The organism is Brevibacillus sp. 1238, from assembly GCF_029892995.1.
Classification (GTDB): domain Bacteria; phylum Bacillota; class Bacilli; order Brevibacillales; family Brevibacillaceae; genus Brevibacillus; species Brevibacillus parabrevis.
The window spans coordinates 400,619-416,614 of sequence record NZ_JARXWC010000004.1; the positions used below are offsets into that span (position 1 = coordinate 400,619).

Below are 15,996 nucleotides of genomic sequence, written 5' to 3' on the forward strand. Positions count from 1 at the left end.
AAAGGATGAACAAACATATGCAGTCTTCCCCGAAAACAATCGGCTGGCTCCGCCTGATCGTCGTCCTGTCCCTGCTGTTGCTGAGCGCTTGCGGCAAAACAGCAGCACCCGAGCAACAGCAGACCGTTGCCGCCAGTGCAGAGGCAAAAGAAAAAGTCGTCGTAAACATCGGCATTCAAGGCAGCACCGGGATTTTCTCCTACGCCAGGGACAAGGGCATTTTTGAAAAAGCTTTTGCCCAAGCCGGAGCCGAAGTAAAGTGGCATGAATTTGCCAGCGGTCCTCCCCATTTCGAAGCGATTGCCTCCGGGCGGCTCGACTTCGGCGCGACAGGCGGCACTCCGGTCGTCTCTGCACAAACCGGAGGTGTCGATTTCAAAGCGATCGCCGTAACGAGCGACGGCAAGCGCAACAACGCGATCGTCATTCCGAAAGGCAGCCCGATCGCCGACATTAAACAGCTCAAGGGCAAGAAGATCGCCGTCGCCAAAGGCAGCAGCGCCTACAACTTCCTGTACATGGTGCTGAATCGGGCCGGGCTGAACGACAAGGACGTGGAAATCATTCACCTTCAGCCGGATGAAGCGCGGCCCGCCCTTGACACCGGAGCTATCGATGCGTGGTCGACTTGGGAGCCTTACGTGACGACCGCTGTCGTGCAGACGCAGGCCAAGACGCTCGTGACAGGCGACGATCTGAACATTTTCGCTCCCGGATTTTTGATCGCGCGCACTGGCTTTACCGCAGACCACCCCGAGCTGACGGTCCTGTTTCTCAAAACGTACGAAGAAGTGCGCCGCTACTACGTCAGCCACCTCGACGAAGTAACGGACGAATTTGTCAAAACCAAGAAGCTGGAGCGGGAGATCATCAGCAAGGTTTTGCAAAATTCAAGTCCCATCCTCTCCCCGATCACGCCGGAATTTGCCAAAGCGCATCAGGAGCAGGCCGATTTTCTCTTCTCCGTGGGCGCGATCAAAAAGAAGCTCGACACTTCCCAAGTATTGGAGAGCAAATTCGTCGAGCAGGCGTTGAAGGAAGTCGGGAACTAACTCTGCTGCCGTGCAATGCTAGGCGAGATTGGAGTTCCAAACACGTTACGATGCAAAATGACTTTAGGGATTTTCAGCGGGAAGGGAGATGAGACGGAGGCACTTCGTCATCGAGCGTGGTGATGCGCATAAGATGAATCTCTCGCAATTTGTTCGTTCAAAAATGCGCAAAAAAGACAGGGAAGCTCCCTGTCTTTTTGCTCTAGTGTCAACCTCGTAAAAAAAAGGACGGGATGTCCCGTCCTTTTTCTGTTATCACAAGGCTTAGTAGCCACGTTTTGCGTTCTTTTTGTTGATAGTCGCAAGGTTCTCTTCGCTGTGCTTCAACCATTTTTTCAATTTGTCCTCGAAGGAAGCTGCGTTGTCGCGTTTTGCATTTCCTCCGCGATCGCCTCCACGATATCCACCACCACGGCGCTCTTCACGCTCCGGACGCTCAGGCGCTGGGAGTGCGGCGCGAACCGAAAGCGAGATTTTACCTGCATCATCAATGGAGAGAACTTTTACCTTTACTTGTGCCCCCACGGTAAAGTGATCATTGATATCTTTTACAAAACCGTTTGCTACTTGGGAAATGTGGACCAGCCCCTGCTCGGTTTCGCTGACTGCTACGAACATCCCAAACGGTTTAATCGCTGTCACTTTTCCTTCGATGATGCTTCCCACTTGTACTGCCATCCAGTTTGCACTCCTTTTATTATTTCAGAAAAATGGTGAGAACCTCAAACCAGAAGCCTCATTCTCCTAGTATAGCAGAGAAATTCCAATACTGAAAAGCCTATTCTTTCTAGATGACGCACTTCATGCTAGTGAAAAGACAGCTGGTACGCGTCTGTAGCCATTACAAGCTCTTCGTTGGTAGGAATTACCATGACTTTGACCGGAGAATATTCCGTACTGATAAATGCTTCACCTTTGCTGCTGCGATTGGCTTCGCGATCCAGATTGACCCCGGCAAATTCCAGTCCGGTGCAAACCATTTCGCGTACGGTAGAACTATTTTCTCCAACACCTGCTGTAAAAATAATCCCGTCTACGCCATTCAGTCGCGCCAAATACAGCCCAATATGTTTATGCAAAATCGTTGTGAACAATTCCAGGGCAAGCTGGCTGCGATAATGTCCCGCTTCTGCCTTTTCCATAACGTCGCGCAAATCGTTGGACACACCGGATACGCCCATCAGTCCGCTCTTGTTGTTCAAAATCGTAATCGCCCCGGCTGTATCCGTTTTTTCGATTTCTTCAATATACGGAATGATCCCCGGATCGATGTTGCCGCTGCGGGTTCCCATGGACAGTCCCGCCAAAGGCGTCATTCCCATCGACGTATCAAACGATTCTCCGTAGCGAATCGCGGTAATGCTGACCCCGCTGCCGATGTGGCAACTGATCAGCCGCAGCTGTTCTTTCGGACGGTTCAACATCTCTTCGGCGCGGCTCATGACATAGCGGTGAGACGTGCCGTGGAAGCCGTACTTGCGGATTCCGTAATGCTCGTAATACTCGTATGGCAGCGCGTATAGATAGGAGGATGGAGGCATGGTCTGGTGGAACGCTGTATCGAAAACAGCTACGTGTTTCACGTCGGGATAGATGCTTTGGGCGACTTCGATCCCGAGCAGGTTGATCGGATTGTGCAACGGTGCAAAGCGGGACAGGCTGCGAATCTCCGCTTTCACGCGATCGTCCACGACGACAGACTGTTTAAATGCTTCTCCGCCGTGCACGACCCGGTGGGAGATAATATCAATTTGATGTTGCTTTAATGTTTCAAACACGCTGCGAATCGCATCCTCGTATTCGTCGCGTTGGATTTGCTGCAAGTAATCCTGGGCAATCAGTTCTTTGCCCGGCATGGAGTAAAGCTTGTACTTAACCGAGGAGCTGCCGCAGTTCAGTACGAGCACGTTCTTTTTGTCTGACACGAATCTCATCCACTCCCTAATCGTTCAATAAGCAGCTGCCCCGGTCAGGATGGCTGCCGCTCACTTCATTTTATAATGATATGTTCTTCGTGAATACATGTAATTGAGAAGAATTATCAACAACATCGTGACAGATCCGGCTAAATCCAGCAAGACGTCATTCACCATACCTGTCCGATCCGGGGTAAAAGTCTGATGCCACTCGTCCAGAACAGCCACAAGCAGGCTGCAAAAGGCGCTCCATGGCAGGGCGACCGCAAACGAAAGACGGTGGGAAAAAACGCGATAGAAGCTGAAAGCCAACAGCGCGAACACGGTAAAATGCGTTCCCTTGCGAATAAAAAACTCGATAAAGCCCGCCGCTCCCTTGTTCTCGGCGCTGATTTCCTTGCCGGCATACGGAACGGATACCCCTTCCATCCGCTCATTCCAGCTTTGTTCATCGACTACCTTGGATATCGTACCCCGCAAATCTTGTTTGTAGTATGGCTGGGAGGACGACAGGAACAGTCCCACCAAAATCGCAGCCAACAGCAGATAATCCAAAAGCTTTTTCAATCGGCGCAAGCCAGGTTTCCCTCCTACACTCGGTTCTCTTCTCATCTTACCCGAGATTTCCCGAAAAGTCCTTGCCGAGCCTGTGAACAAAACCGTCGCGGCGGTTTTTCCTCTTTTCAGGAGCAAAAGCGTTGGGCGCAGTCGGTCGCGGCGGCTTTCCCTCTCTTCGGTAACAAAAGCGTTGACCGCAAGCAGACGCGGCGGCTTTCCCTCTCTTCGGTAGCAAAAGCGTTGACCGCAAGCAGACGCAGCTGCTTTACGAATGCCGCTGAGCTGTTTTCACAGCAAAAAAAAGACGCCAGCCGTTACGGCTTGACGTCGTCTGTTCCCGTTGGCAACGGCAAGAAGTCCTCTTTTGCCAACTCTCTTTTCTTGTTTGCGGAACCATCCTGCGCTTCCTTGCGCATTTCTTGCGCCAGTTGCTGCTGTCTCTTTTTCCTGGCTCGTGCGTCACTGCGGCGAATCCGCTCATTTTCCTGCCAGTCCCGAATGCGGCGCACCAGGACGGGAATCGACACATCCGACTGGGCGGCCTCTCGCCATTCAGCCGCATGCTGCATGCTAGGCACAAGCACAAGAGTGGCAAACAGCGCGAACACTGTCCCGAACAACAAGGCACTGGCGAACGATACGAATGTTTGCCCATCCGCGAGCGAGCCTGCGGCAATCGGCAAGCTTGCCAGCACGATGGCGATCGCTATCGCTGCGGATGTGGCCCACGAGCGCTGCATGCCGCTGCGCACTCCGTTCCAAATACTCGACTGCTCGCTGCTTGCTGCAAACATGTCATCGAGCTGAACCAAGGCCAGCGAGAGAAGCACAGCGCAAGCCGCAGCCACTCCGTAAAAGCCCATCAAATTCATCGGATGATCCAGCAAAAGCAGTCCCAGCGTGACGCCGCCCGACAACACAGGCAGCAAGAGGAGAGCAAACCAGCCATCCCGCGCCCGTCGTTGCACCAGAAGGCTGGTCAAGAGCACAAGCGCGACCATGGCGAGCATGACGATCAGACGTCCGCTCCAGTCTTTGTCATCGGACTGCTCTTCACGCAGTTTCTTCAGCTCATCCTCGTTCAGTATGGTGTAGCCTTTTGGAACCGTGATTTTTTCTTGCATGGCCAGCGGCAGATTGTACGCCATGCTGTCAATCCATCTTGCATCTGCGATGGCGCTGCTGACCTTGAACACGTACATGCCATCCTCCCGCTGATAAACCTGCGGCTGCTCCCCGCTCGACCAGTCGACCAGATCAGACAGACGAACCGCCCCTTGCTGCGTGCGAATCAAAATATGTCTGACTTGTTCGGAATGGTCCATCCACTTGTCGGGAAAGCGGGCAACGACTGAAATATTGCGGTCGTTGACGAAAATGCTGCCCGCCTGTTTTTCTCCGAGATAGCTTTGCAGCTGGCGTTTGATTTCTTCCTCACTCACACGATAGCGCGCCAGCATGTCCGATTTCGGGCGAATATCGATAAACGCGGTATTTTGCGCCGGACCGATCCGCTCATCTGTGACGATTTCCCGATTGTCTCTGTCCCGCCAGCTCATTTTTTGCAAGTAAACGAGAATTTCCTTGGCAATATGCTGCGTCGTCTCCATGGAAGGTCCCTTGACCGTGAACTCCAGGCGTGTCTTTTGCTCGCTGTTGACGACGAGCGCGAACGGGTCTGTCTGCGGAATGTCGCGGAGCTGCTTGTCCAGCTCCTTTTCCAGATCGTATACAGAGCGAGTCCACTTGGATTTGTCTGTCAGCTTGACATGCATGGTCAAGCGCTCGCGGGAGGCATCCGTATACAGATCAGCTACTTCCGGCAGTTGGCGCAGCCGTTCCTCCGCACTTTTCGCCGCTTTGATGGCATCGTCGATGTTGCTTTCCTGAACCATCGGCAGCGACAGTGTCTTCTCTTTTGGCGCTACTTGGGCAAAAGGATCGACTAGCACAAACGATTGCAAAAGCAAAACAAAAACAACCGATGCGACGAGTGTGAGTCCAAACGGCAAGTAGCCTTGCTGCACCATTTTCTCCCAACGGACCGTCAGAGCACGCGTCACTTTTCCCGGCGTTCGAGGGATGTTCTCTCCTGCGTCAGCTGGCTCCGGTTCCGCCAGCCATGTCGCTGTCAGTACCGGGATGATCCAGCCATACACCAGGGCAAAGCTCGCTGCGCCGAGAACGATGACGGGCCAGGCGTCAAACAGGACGGCTTTATCCTCCGCTTTGAGCATGTCTGTCATGACGATGGTGAACCAGGCCGCTGCCATCACCACGAGCGCGAGCAGCAGCGGCTTCACGACCGTCCAGGCTGTTTTCAGGCTTCCCGGGAGCGAATAGGCGCCAAGCCTGTCCAGGCGGGAAAAGAAAGTCGCGCCTGCGACGAGGTAAACAAGCACAAACACAAGCAGCGGCCCCAACGCGGAAAAGGTAAACTTCATTCCAAAGAGCCACAGCGCCCCCAAAACGGTTCCGCTTGCCATGAATACAGCCAAAAGCGACAAGGCGGCAGGGCCGATCCTTTTCAAGGAAGCGAGCAGATAAAGCGCGATGAGAACAGCCGCCACGCCAACAAGCAATGTCAGCTGAGCAATCGCCGCAGAGATCGGCTGCGCCCGATCGTCGAACAATGTCAGCTCGTATTTGCCGCCTGCATCGGTATTCAGCTCCGCCATCATCTTCGCAGTCTCTTGCCGGATGGCAGGAACTTGCCCCACTTCCGAAGCGTAAACCGATATGCCGACTGCCGGAGAACCTTGATAAACGCTTATCTCCTCGCCTTTGCTTCCTCTTGTGTCGCGAATATCAGCGAGCGTTTTCAGCGGCACATACCCTTTGCCTGTAGAAATCAGTTGCTTGCCCAGCCCCTGCGGCCCTTCTGTCTGACTCGTCCAGGTAAAAGCTGTGCGATCCGCCGTCTTGCCAACCGTCCCGATTTGTTCGCGAATCACATCCTGCGGAAGCTGGCCCAGCACATCCTCAGGAGTCAAACCGTACGCCAGCAGCATCGACGGGCGAAAAACGATCTCGATCTGCTCCCGGACGGCTTGACCGTCGATCTCGACGCGAGCAATGCCCTGCGCCTGGATCAACTTTTCATAGACGGTATACCGCGCCACATCGGAGAGCGTCTGAACATCGCTGCCGTGAAGCAAGTAAAACCCGACCAAATTGTCTCCGAGCTTCTCCTGGCTAATGCTGTATTCCTTGACAGGCAGTGTCTTCATGATCTCGGACACCTTCTGCTCCAGGCGGTCCTTGTAGTCAGAGCCGAGATTTTCTGTCGTTTTGACCGTAATCGTTCCCGATCCGGCACGAGAATCAGAGGAAATCTGCACAGCACTGCCCAGCGCGCGTACCGCCTCCTCTACCTTCCGCGTTACGGATGACTCTACCTGATCCGCTGTCAGTCCTGACGCAGTCAGGTGAATCGTATACTCCGGCAATCCCCTGTCGGGAAACGTCGCCACATCCAGCCTGAACAAGGCGCCAATCGCGAGCAGACAGAGAAGCACGGCCTTCCAGCGGGCCAGAGCAGGCGCAATGGCTAAAAACGTTTTGTTATTCATCCGCCACCTTCACCGCCTCGCCGTCCACCACATAGGAAAGACCCGCCCCTACAATTTGGTCGCCCGGCTCAAGTCCCTCCAGAACTTCATAAAACGTACCGTGCAGCGCCCCTACTTTTACAGGCGTCTTTTCCACTGTGTTTTCCTTGATTTTCATTACGTAATATTCTTCATCGGAGATGCCGATGCTTGCGACCGGAACGATCGGCGCATTTTTTCCGGCTACCGGGTAGTGGCAAGTCACGGTCATGCCGCCTTTCCAGTTCGCGGCGCTTCCGTCGACGGTCACTTCAACCGGATAAGCCCCCACATTTTGATCCATGACAGGTGAAACAAAAGTCACTTTCCCTTCCGCCTCGCTGCCATCTGCCGATTTGACCTGCACCGTTGCTCCGGTTTGCCACAAGCCGATCTGCTCGCTGTCTACCTGAAGCTTGACGATCCAACTGCTCGTATCGACGAGGCGAATAACCTCGCTGCCCGGTCCGGTTTGTTCGGACGAAAGCTGCGAGACGGCTGCGACGACACCGGAAAAAGGCGCTTTCAGTACAGCATCGGCAGCCTCTTGCTTCGCGCGGCTGAGCTGAACGTTGGCCTGGCTCACACCGACCTGTGCCTCTTCGACATCCAGTCGGTCTGCGCCCTTCATCAGTTTGTTGTACGCGATCTCCTCTTCCTCCAGGCTGAGCTTGGCTTGCTTCTGTGCCAGAGCCAGCCTGTCCAGCTCGTCTTTGGCGATCGCCCCGTTTGCAAACAGAACAGTCGCTTGCGCATACTCCCGCTCCGCCTTCGCCGCAAGCTCCTTCGCCTTTTCCACCTGGAGCTTTCTCGTCTGAATCTCGTGGCTCTCCGGGCCTGACAGTGCCTTGCTGCGCCGGATATTCGCACTGGCTACTTGCCCGGCTGCCGCCTGAATCCCCGCTTGCAAACTGGATTGATCCAAGGTCGCCAAAGTTTGGCCCGCTTTCACGCTCGCCCCTTTCTGGACGAGAATGCTCGCGATTTTCCCGGAGGTGCCAAACGAAAGCCCCAGCTCCTGCTTCGGCATGACCACGCCTGCTGTCTCCAGCATTCGCGCTTCCTGGTTCTCTACTACTGTGTAAGCACTTACCGTTTTCACCTTGATTACAGTCTCTTCTTCCATCCGTTTAAGTTCTCCGGTTCTTTGATCCAGCTTTTCGCAGCCTGTCAAAAGCAGGACAACGATCGAGAGGCTAATCCATTTTTTCATACTTTCACTCCTGCACCCTTGCGTAATGCGCCTCCTGGTGGCAGCGTAGCCCCTGCTGACCCTTCGGCAAAAATCAACGGTTCTGAGCAATCATTAAGAAAAATAATTGACAAAATATATTTTACAGAAAATAAAAACAGTTGTATCACTTTTCTGTCATTTTTTATATTTTTTTATTATCGGCCGAACTTTCGTCACTTGTTTGTAACTCGTATCCTGTATGATGAAAGGGCGGAAATATTCAAGCAACTGTCCACTTGCTTGTGAGCGCTTACAAACTCTTTTTCTCGCGTCAACGACATTTTTTCATGGTGGGAGTGATCGTCATGGCAAAAATTTATTCTTCTTATGCGGACATCGTGGCTGATATTCACGATGGAGCTACACTGCTGGTAGGCGGCTTCGGGCTGGTCGGCATTCCGGAAAATCTGATCATCGCGCTTCGCGACAAGGCCGTTAAAAATTTGACTGTCGTCTCCAACAACTGCGGCGTGGATGATTGGGGCCTCGGCCTGCTCCTGCGCGAAAAGCAAATCAAAAAAATGGTTTCCTCCTACGTCGGGGAAAACAAGGAATTTGAGCGTCAATTCCTCTCGGGAGAGCTTGAAGTAGAACTGACCCCGCAAGGTACGCTGGCAGAGCGCATCCGGGCTGGCGGCGCAGGCATCCCTGCTTTCTACACTCCGGCTGGCGTCGGCACCCCGATTGCCGAAGGACGGGAAACGCGTTCCTTCAACGGCAAGGAGTATTTGCTTGAGCATGGGATTACGGGCGATTTTGCGCTGATCAAAGCGTGGAAAGCTGACAAGATGGGGAATCTCGTCTTCCGCAAAACGGCGCAAAACTTCAATCCGATGATGGCTGCCGCCGGAAAAATCACGATTGTCGAAGTGGAAGAAATCGTGGAGACAGGCGAGCTGGACCCGGATCACATCCATACGCCAAGCGTGTACGTCCAGCGTCTGATTCTCGCTCCTTCGTTTGAAAAACGGATCGAGCGCCGCACGGTCCGCTCCTGACCTGACGATCGGATCACATACAAGCTCATTTTTAGGGAGGAAACCATTATGTCGCTTACTCGTGAGCAAATCGCCACTCGTGCTGCACAAGAAATCGAGGATGGCTTTTACGTAAACTTGGGAATCGGGATGCCTACACTGGTTGCCAACTACATCCCGGAAGGAAAAACTGTCGTCCTGCAATCGGAAAACGGGTTGCTCGGCATCGGGCCTTATCCGACCGAAGACGAACTTGATCCTGATCTGATCAATGCCGGAAAAGAAACCGTTACGGCGATACCGGGCGCTGCTTACTTTTCCAGCGCGGAATCTTTTGCGATGATCCGCGGCGGCCACATCGACCTCGCCATTTTGGGAGCGATGGAAGTTTCCGCCGAGGGTGACCTGGCAAACTGGATGATTCCGGGCAAAATGGTCAAGGGCATGGGCGGAGCCATGGATCTGGTGCATGGGGCGAAAAAAATCGTCGTCATCATGGACCATGTCAACAAGCATGGCGAGACGAAAATTTTGAACCAATGCGCGCTCCCGCTTACAGGCAAAAAAGTGATCAACCGCATCATCACGGACAGAGCCGTCCTCGATGTCACACCGGATGGACTCGTTCTGGTCGAAGTCGCGGAAGGCTACACCGCGGAAGACATCCAGGCATGCACCGAACCGAAGCTGATCATCTCGCCTGAGCTGAAAACGATCGGTCTGTAATCTTGTCTGCTCTCCTGCGCCGGAAAATGAAGCGCAGATGCATCATCGCCATACCCTCGGCCCCGGCTACCGCACAGGTGACGGGGTCTTTTCTTTGAGAGCTGCACCCGCGCAGTCGCTTCCTTCCCTCATTCGGTATATAATACGTACACAAAACCAAATTCCCAACATTTGAGAGGAAGAGATCAAGATGTCAGGAACAGTCGGTTGTCTTCTCATCCACGGATTCGCAGGAGACATCAACGACATTTTGCCGCTCGCCAAAGTGCTGCGCGAGGCTGGCTACCAGGTGGAATGCCCTACTCTGGAAGGACACGGGACGACTCGCCGCCAAATGGCACGGAGCACGCGCAACGACTGGCTTCGCTCTGCCGAAGAAGGCTACAAGCGCCTGTCCATGCGCGCCGAGACGATCGTCATCATCGGCTTTTCCATGGGCGGCCTGCTCGCTTTTCATCTGACGACCCGCTACCCTGTCGAGCTGTTAATCACCATCAACACACCATATAAATACTGGGATGTAAAAGAAGCCTTGCACTATTTGCGCGAAGACTTCCCCACCCATTCGCGCCGCTACATAAGAAGCATCGGCCGCATCCCGGTCAGCAGCATGCTCCAGTTTCGCCGACTGTTGTCCGAAACAAAGCCGCTTTTGCGCCAGGTGAAGACGCCGTATTACTTGTTGCAAGCGATGCGCGACGATACGGTCCACGCCGTCAGCGCGCAACTGCTCGCAACCAGCGTGGACCAATCCGCTTCGCCGCAAATCACCTGGTACGAGCATTCGAATCACATGCTTTTGCACGGCCCGGACAAGGAAGCGGCGATTCACGATGTGCTCGCGACGCTCAAGGAACGCTTCCCTGACTCCCCTGCCCTCGTCTGACGCTCCAAGACAGCGCGATCAGGAAGAGCGCAATCGAGAGTCCGAGGTACATGACGGGCAGGCCCGCGTGCTCATCCAGCCAAAACGCAATCAGCGGACCCAAAGCAGCTCCGAGATCGGTAATGACGGAGTAGCAGGTCATCACGGCCGTGCTGTTTGTCTGTCCGGCTGCTTCGTCGGCCGCCAGCGTATCCATTACGGTCGTGATGATCGTCGCCGTCAACTGGATGCCGAGCAAAACCGCGAGCCACGCCTCCAGAGGCAGACCGCCCTGAATGCAGGCAAACAGGAGCGAGCCTGTCAAAAGGGTCGCGACGAACATTTTTCTCCGGCCGTATCGGTCCGCCAGCCTGCCGACTACCGGGGCTGCCCACGGTTCCCAGCACCAGCGAACGCCTTGGGCCAGACTGGAAAGAACAGCGGCTCCCAGCACCAAGCCCCCAAGCACAAGCAGCGGTGTTCGCTGCTCGATGAGCCTGCTCAATGTCGAGGCAAACATCCCTTGATACACCATGGTGACCAAAAGCGCGGTCAGCATGGTCTTTTGTATGCTTGCCTGCCGCCACAAACTTCGTGACGGTGACGCCTCTGTCTCCTCCACATCTACCGCCGTCCGGTTGGTGAAGCTCGGGCGAATAAACAGGAAGACGAGCACAAGGGCAACAAGCGAACAGCAGGCGAGCACGAGCGCAGCAGGCAACAGGCCATACCAGGTGGCGAACAGCGCTCCGGCGAGCATCCCGCCAAGGCTGCCCAGACGATACAAGCCGTTGTACAACCCCATCAGTTGTCCGCGGTTATGTCTTTCCGCCACCGTCACAATCAACGAGTAAGCTCCCAGCCGCAAAAACGTCCAGGCGACACCCCACAAGGAACGCATCGCCAGCCACAGCCAAAAGCCTTGAAAGCCGTACGACAAAGTCGTCACAAAAGCCAAAATGACCGCCACCACCAGCCCGGCACGCCCGCCTGTCCGTTCGTACCATTTTCCGACCAGCGGGCCGAGCGGAACACGGATCAAGCGGTTGATCGACAACAGCACGCCTACTTCCCACAGCGAGTCCAGCCCGGCCTCCTTCCAATAGAGCGGCAAAACCACGTACAGCATGGAATCCCCCAGCATGCAAAGCGCTGTGATCAAAGCCACAGCGATGACTTGCGTTCTCCCGCTGATTTCTCTCATCTTTTGTTTGCTCCTTTACTCCTTGCCTTCTATCGCTTACCATACAAGGAATCATTCATCCGATCTAATACATATTCATACACGATTCATAAGTAATGATTATGAATGAAGGAGCGAGCAGCCAAATGAACCTGCATGCCTTGCGCATTTTTGTCGAAGTCGCCTCACGCCAAAGTGTCACTGCCGCGGCAGAAGCGCTCGCGATCAGCCAGCCTGCCGTAAGCGCCCAAATCCGCAAACTGGAGAACGAGTTGGGCTTATCGCTGCTCGCTCCCGACGGGCGGGGAATTTCGCTCACCGATGAAGGGCGGTTTCTGTTTGAAAAAGCGCGCCGCATCTACGACTGGGAACGGGAAATCGAATCCCAGCTGGCCGAGATCAGACAGGGCGAAAAAGGCAAGCTGCGCATCGCTTCCACCTACTTGCCCTCGAACTACCTCGTCCCGAAGTGGCTGGCTGAATTTAAACAGCACTACGAGCATGTCGACGTGGAAATCCGCACCCGCAATTCGCTGCAATCGATTGAGCTGCTGCTGAGCTGCCAGGTCGACCTCGCCATCGTCATCAAAGAAGCGTGGGAGGATGATCTGCCCATCGATCGCGTCCACATGACAGATGTGCTCTACTGGTTCATCCTCCCCGCAGCCCATCCGTTGGCAGGCAAAGAAATCAGCATCGAGCAGCTCGTCCAGGAACCTTTTTTGCTCCGCGAACAAGGCAGTTCCACGCGCGAATGGCTGTTCTCCCTCTGCCGCGAGTACGGCGTCAGACGCCCGCGGGTCGGGCTGCAATACCACGGACTGATCGAGTCGATCCAATCTGTACGTGCAGGGTACGGAACGATGCTGGCCCCGGCGCTTGCTGTCGAGGAAATGGTCGAGCGCAACGAAATCGGGCGCGTAACCGTGCCCGGCGTCGAGATCAAGCGCCCGGTCTACATCTGCACGCGTGCAGGGGAAAGCAGCCATCGTCCTGTGGTGGAGCGGTTTTTGGAGATGCTTGTTGGCAAAAACAATTCATTTGCAAAGCAAAAATAACCAGCAGAAAAGTGCCGTGGCAAGCAAAAAGCAGAAATTTTAAGAATGTGAATTGACTTTAATATTTTCAAATGTTAGTTTGAATAAACGGATTAAATTTACATTTTTTTGGAAGGGTGATATTATGCTTTCAAGAAAGCTTGCTGCTTTTTCAATTTTAGTTAGTAGTTTATTGGTTTCTGGTGGAGGCTCTGCTTTGGCAGAAGCGCCAACGATTACGTACGATAAAATCAGAAACCTGGAAATCAAAGAAATAACCTGGAATACTCCTGTTGAGTACGATTTTCAACCTCTTCCCCCAAAAGAAGACCGTATAAGCCCAAGGGCTATTCCTGATGAAACTGTATATGAAGTGGATCGAAACGAAACATACAGAGTGAAAGGAACGACGTTCGAGCTTATCAACAGAGGAACTTTGCCAGATAGCCTGAGTAGAAGTGTTTCAAGAAAAACTTTTCTGACCTTTAAGGGTAGCGCAACGTATGAAGCTAAAGTGAACTGGGGCTTGATAGAGGGAAAAGCCGGGGTCACTGCTGAGGTGTCATTTGGAACCGATACTACTGAAACAACCACTATGAATTGGAATATTGCGCCTAAATCGATCACTGTAATCGAATACGGTTCAAAGGCTGTTAGATCTGTCGGAAATCTTGTTACATATTCTGGAAAAAACGCGAAGAAAAAATCTTACGTAGATACCAAATATTCGTATATGGAGTACTCTGACAAGAGTCAAAGAGATCTCTAATGTTTGCACCCAAAATTACTTTTTCCATAATGGTATCCAGTTTATTTCTTGTAATTTCCCTTCTCATGAGTGGCTGTGAAATGTCCTCCTCTTCTGATTCTGCAGAAAAAATCAACGAAGCTTCGGTAGAGAAGAAACACTTCCGATCAGTCACGGATTACCATCAGGAAATAAATGGACAAAATCTAAAAAACTCTGTACTTGGCATTACTAAACAAGATGGAACGGCCACTTTAGAAATGACCATTCATATCTCTGATTATTTGATTGACAAAATGCTAAATACGGAAGAGCCTTACTATTTCACTTATGGAGATATGCCAGGAGAAAAAACAATCGCGAAATTGTTAGTGGAATCCCCTTCTGTATTAACTATAGAGTTAAATAGAACACAGAAGACATATACGATTTCACAACAAATCAAGTTAAAAGAATCCCTATCGGCGGAAGAGGAACAAGCACTTCTTTCTCCCCAAAACTACGTGTTACAAGTGTTAAATGAAGAAAAACTTGCTGTTTCCACTTTTATCGGTCTGGATATTGCAACTATTATCGAATAGCAGTGAAAGCAACCGCATCTATCCCCTTGTTTAATAGACTGCTCCCAAAGCAGGTCACTGCCTAGGAATCAGTCTTTTTCGTGATGAACTGGCATAAACCGCTGAGTGACGAACGATGATAGCCATCATGCTTTTCTCACCACCAATTGACTTCTCAACCGCCTTCCGCTAAAATGAATGATAATCAGTCATTTTCGATTGGAGAGTCGGACTCATGGATAAAAAGGAAAAGATCATTCAAGCGTCCATCGAAGCGTTCAAGGAAAAAGGCATCGAAAAAACCAAGATCGCCGACATTGCCCAAAAAGCGGGCATCGCGCATGGAACGTTTTATCTTTACTTCCCTTCCAAACTGTCTGTCATGCCTGCCATCGCCGAGCAGATGGTCGTGCAATTCATGAAAAAGATCGAGGCGGCGATTGCTCCCGAAGCTCCCTTGCAAGAGCAGCTGAGCCAACTCGTAGATGCCATTTTCCAGGTTACCGCTGAATACCGCGACGTTTCCGTCCTAATTTACGCGGGCCTGTCTACGACGGAACACATCAGCCAGTGGGAGACGATCTACACTCCCCTGTACGATCTGGTGGCTTCCATGCTGGAAGCGGACAAAAAGCGCAAGCTTGTCCGCGACACACTGAATCCGGCTCTTGCCGCGAAGCTGCTGATCGGACTGATCGAGTCTGCGGCCGAGCAAGTCTACCTGTACGCAGGATATGACGCTGATAACGAAGCCAAACAAAAAGCTGAATTGCTGACCCTCCTGGAACATGCTTTGCGTCCGTAAAGTATGTTTTCTTTTGAGGGGAAATGACTGAATATCATTCATTTTTCGAGGTGTATAAAAGATGAGAAAATACTGGATGTATGTGATGATGACGTGTTTGCTGGAAATGGTCTGGGTGTACGGCTTCAGTACCGCCCAGTTTTTGTGGCAGTGGGCACTGCTGGTGGCCGTGATTATTGTCGACTTCTACTTTTTGACCAAGTCGTGTGAAGGCTTGCCGACAGGTACCGTATACGCGATCTTTGCAGGCGCTGGCTCTGTCGGAACCGTGCTCATGGACTTCTTTTTGTTCGGCGGCAGCATGAACGTGCTGAAACTGCTCTTCATCGCGCTGCTCGTGCTGGGAGTCATCGGCTTGAAGCTGGCTGACAATCGAGGAGAAAAAGAGGTGCATCAATAATGGGTTGGCTGTTTGTCTTTCTCGCTGCTAGTTGTGAAATCGTCGGAGTGGTAGGCTTGAAGCTGTTCAGTCAAAAGAAGAACGCGCTCCATACCGCTTTGTTTGCAGGCGGGTTCGCCCTGTCCTTCGCTTTTCTGTACCAGGCGTTCAACTACCTGCAACTGAGCGTGGCCTATGCCGTCTGGATCGGGATCGGTACGGCGGGCGCTGTTTTGCTCAATATGATTTTCTTCGGCGAATCGCGAAGCGTGGCCCGTATCGCCAGTTTGCTCCTGATTATCGTCGGCGTGACTGGCTTGAAGCTTGTGTCCTGACCTAAGTCCTAAGCCTAAAAGAAACGGTCGT

The 15,996-nt window shown here is 52.7% G+C and carries 16 protein-coding genes; 10 read left to right on the forward strand and 6 right to left on the reverse strand.

The features are described 5' to 3' along the window. The first annotated feature begins 17 nt into the window (after nucleotides 1-17). Nucleotides 18-1,052 (forward strand): aliphatic sulfonate ABC transporter substrate-binding protein, encoded by a 1,035-nt coding sequence (locus tag M2298_RS12885; RefSeq protein WP_233454090.1) that lies wholly within the window; start codon nucleotides 18-20, stop codon nucleotides 1,050-1,052. Nucleotides 1,053-1,316: 264 nt separating this feature from the next. On the opposite strand, the gene M2298_RS12890 is transcribed toward M2298_RS12885, so the two are convergent. The 5 genes from M2298_RS12890 to M2298_RS12910 form a co-directional block, all read right to left on the reverse strand. Further along, nucleotides 1,317-1,730 carry a S1 RNA-binding domain-containing protein gene (locus M2298_RS12890; RefSeq protein WP_063230894.1) on the reverse strand — a complete coding sequence of 138 codons (414 nt, stop codon included), beginning with the start codon at nucleotides 1,728-1,730 and terminating at the stop codon, nucleotides 1,317-1,319. 128 nt (nucleotides 1,731-1,858) lie between these two features. Then, nucleotides 1,859-2,977, reverse strand: coding sequence for an acetate/propionate family kinase (locus M2298_RS12895; RefSeq protein WP_122964361.1), 1,119 nt, complete (start codon nucleotides 2,975-2,977; stop codon nucleotides 1,859-1,861). 60 nt (nucleotides 2,978-3,037) lie between these two features. Continuing rightward, nucleotides 3,038-3,544, reverse strand: coding sequence for a VanZ family protein (locus M2298_RS12900; protein WP_173598535.1), 507 nt, complete (start codon nucleotides 3,542-3,544; stop codon nucleotides 3,038-3,040). A gap of 296 nt (nucleotides 3,545-3,840) precedes the next feature. Then, a complete protein-coding gene (locus tag M2298_RS12905; RefSeq protein ID WP_280648594.1) occupies nucleotides 3,841-7,098 on the reverse strand; it encodes an efflux RND transporter permease subunit in 3,258 nt (1,085 codons plus the stop codon). Then, nucleotides 7,091-8,329, reverse strand: coding sequence for an efflux RND transporter periplasmic adaptor subunit (locus M2298_RS12910; protein WP_280648595.1), 1,239 nt, complete (start codon nucleotides 8,327-8,329; stop codon nucleotides 7,091-7,093). The genes M2298_RS12905 and M2298_RS12910 overlap by 8 nt, the downstream gene beginning before the upstream one ends. 326 nt (nucleotides 8,330-8,655) lie before the next feature. Between M2298_RS12910 and M2298_RS12915 the strand changes: the two genes are divergently transcribed. From M2298_RS12915 to M2298_RS12925, 3 genes are all read left to right on the forward strand, one after another. Continuing rightward, nucleotides 8,656-9,348 carry a CoA transferase subunit A gene (locus M2298_RS12915; RefSeq protein ID WP_122964357.1) on the forward strand — a complete coding sequence of 231 codons (693 nt, stop codon included), beginning with the start codon at nucleotides 8,656-8,658 and terminating at the stop codon, nucleotides 9,346-9,348. Between the two features lie 48 nt (nucleotides 9,349-9,396). Continuing rightward, the gene (locus M2298_RS12920) at nucleotides 9,397-10,053 is read left to right on the forward strand and encodes a CoA transferase subunit B (RefSeq protein ID WP_063230888.1); all 657 of its coding nucleotides are present in this window, start codon (nucleotides 9,397-9,399) and stop codon (nucleotides 10,051-10,053) included. 190 nt (nucleotides 10,054-10,243) lie between these two features. Further along, entirely contained in the window at nucleotides 10,244-10,939 is a 696-nt protein-coding gene (locus tag M2298_RS12925) for an alpha/beta hydrolase (RefSeq protein WP_122964356.1), read from the forward strand. Here the strand turns inward: M2298_RS12925 and M2298_RS12930 are convergent. Next, nucleotides 10,902-12,122 carry an MFS transporter gene (locus M2298_RS12930; protein ID WP_217022198.1) on the reverse strand — a complete coding sequence of 407 codons (1,221 nt, stop codon included), beginning with the start codon at nucleotides 12,120-12,122 and terminating at the stop codon, nucleotides 10,902-10,904. The two genes, M2298_RS12925 and M2298_RS12930, sit on opposite strands and share 38 nt — an antisense overlap. Nucleotides 12,123-12,247: 125 nt before the next feature. Here M2298_RS12930 and M2298_RS12935 point away from each other — a divergent pair, with 125 nt between their 5' ends. From M2298_RS12935 to M2298_RS12960, 6 genes are all read left to right on the forward strand, one after another. Then, nucleotides 12,248-13,159 carry a LysR family transcriptional regulator gene (locus M2298_RS12935; RefSeq protein ID WP_280648596.1) on the forward strand — a complete coding sequence of 304 codons (912 nt, stop codon included), beginning with the start codon at nucleotides 12,248-12,250 and terminating at the stop codon, nucleotides 13,157-13,159. A 124-nt stretch (nucleotides 13,160-13,283) separates the two neighbouring features. Continuing rightward, a complete protein-coding gene (locus M2298_RS12940) occupies nucleotides 13,284-13,907 on the forward strand; it encodes a hypothetical protein (RefSeq protein ID WP_173596668.1) in 624 nt (207 codons plus the stop codon). Then, the gene (locus tag M2298_RS12945) at nucleotides 13,907-14,467 is read left to right on the forward strand and encodes a hypothetical protein (protein WP_254456824.1); all 561 of its coding nucleotides are present in this window, start codon (nucleotides 13,907-13,909) and stop codon (nucleotides 14,465-14,467) included. The genes M2298_RS12940 and M2298_RS12945 overlap by 1 nt, the downstream gene beginning before the upstream one ends. A gap of 214 nt (nucleotides 14,468-14,681) precedes the next feature. Next, nucleotides 14,682-15,251: a TetR/AcrR family transcriptional regulator gene (locus M2298_RS12950; RefSeq protein ID WP_122964351.1), complete on the forward strand. Its 570-nt coding sequence runs from the start codon at nucleotides 14,682-14,684 to the stop codon at nucleotides 15,249-15,251. 61 nt (nucleotides 15,252-15,312) lie between these two features. Then, nucleotides 15,313-15,651, forward strand: a complete 339-nt coding sequence (locus tag M2298_RS12955) for a DMT family transporter (RefSeq protein WP_063230881.1) — start codon at nucleotides 15,313-15,315, stop codon at nucleotides 15,649-15,651. Beyond that, nucleotides 15,651-15,965: a DMT family transporter gene (locus M2298_RS12960; RefSeq protein ID WP_122964350.1), complete on the forward strand. Its 315-nt coding sequence runs from the start codon at nucleotides 15,651-15,653 to the stop codon at nucleotides 15,963-15,965. Before M2298_RS12955 ends, M2298_RS12960 begins: the two co-directional genes overlap by 1 nt. Nucleotides 15,966-15,996: the final 31 nt, after the last annotated feature.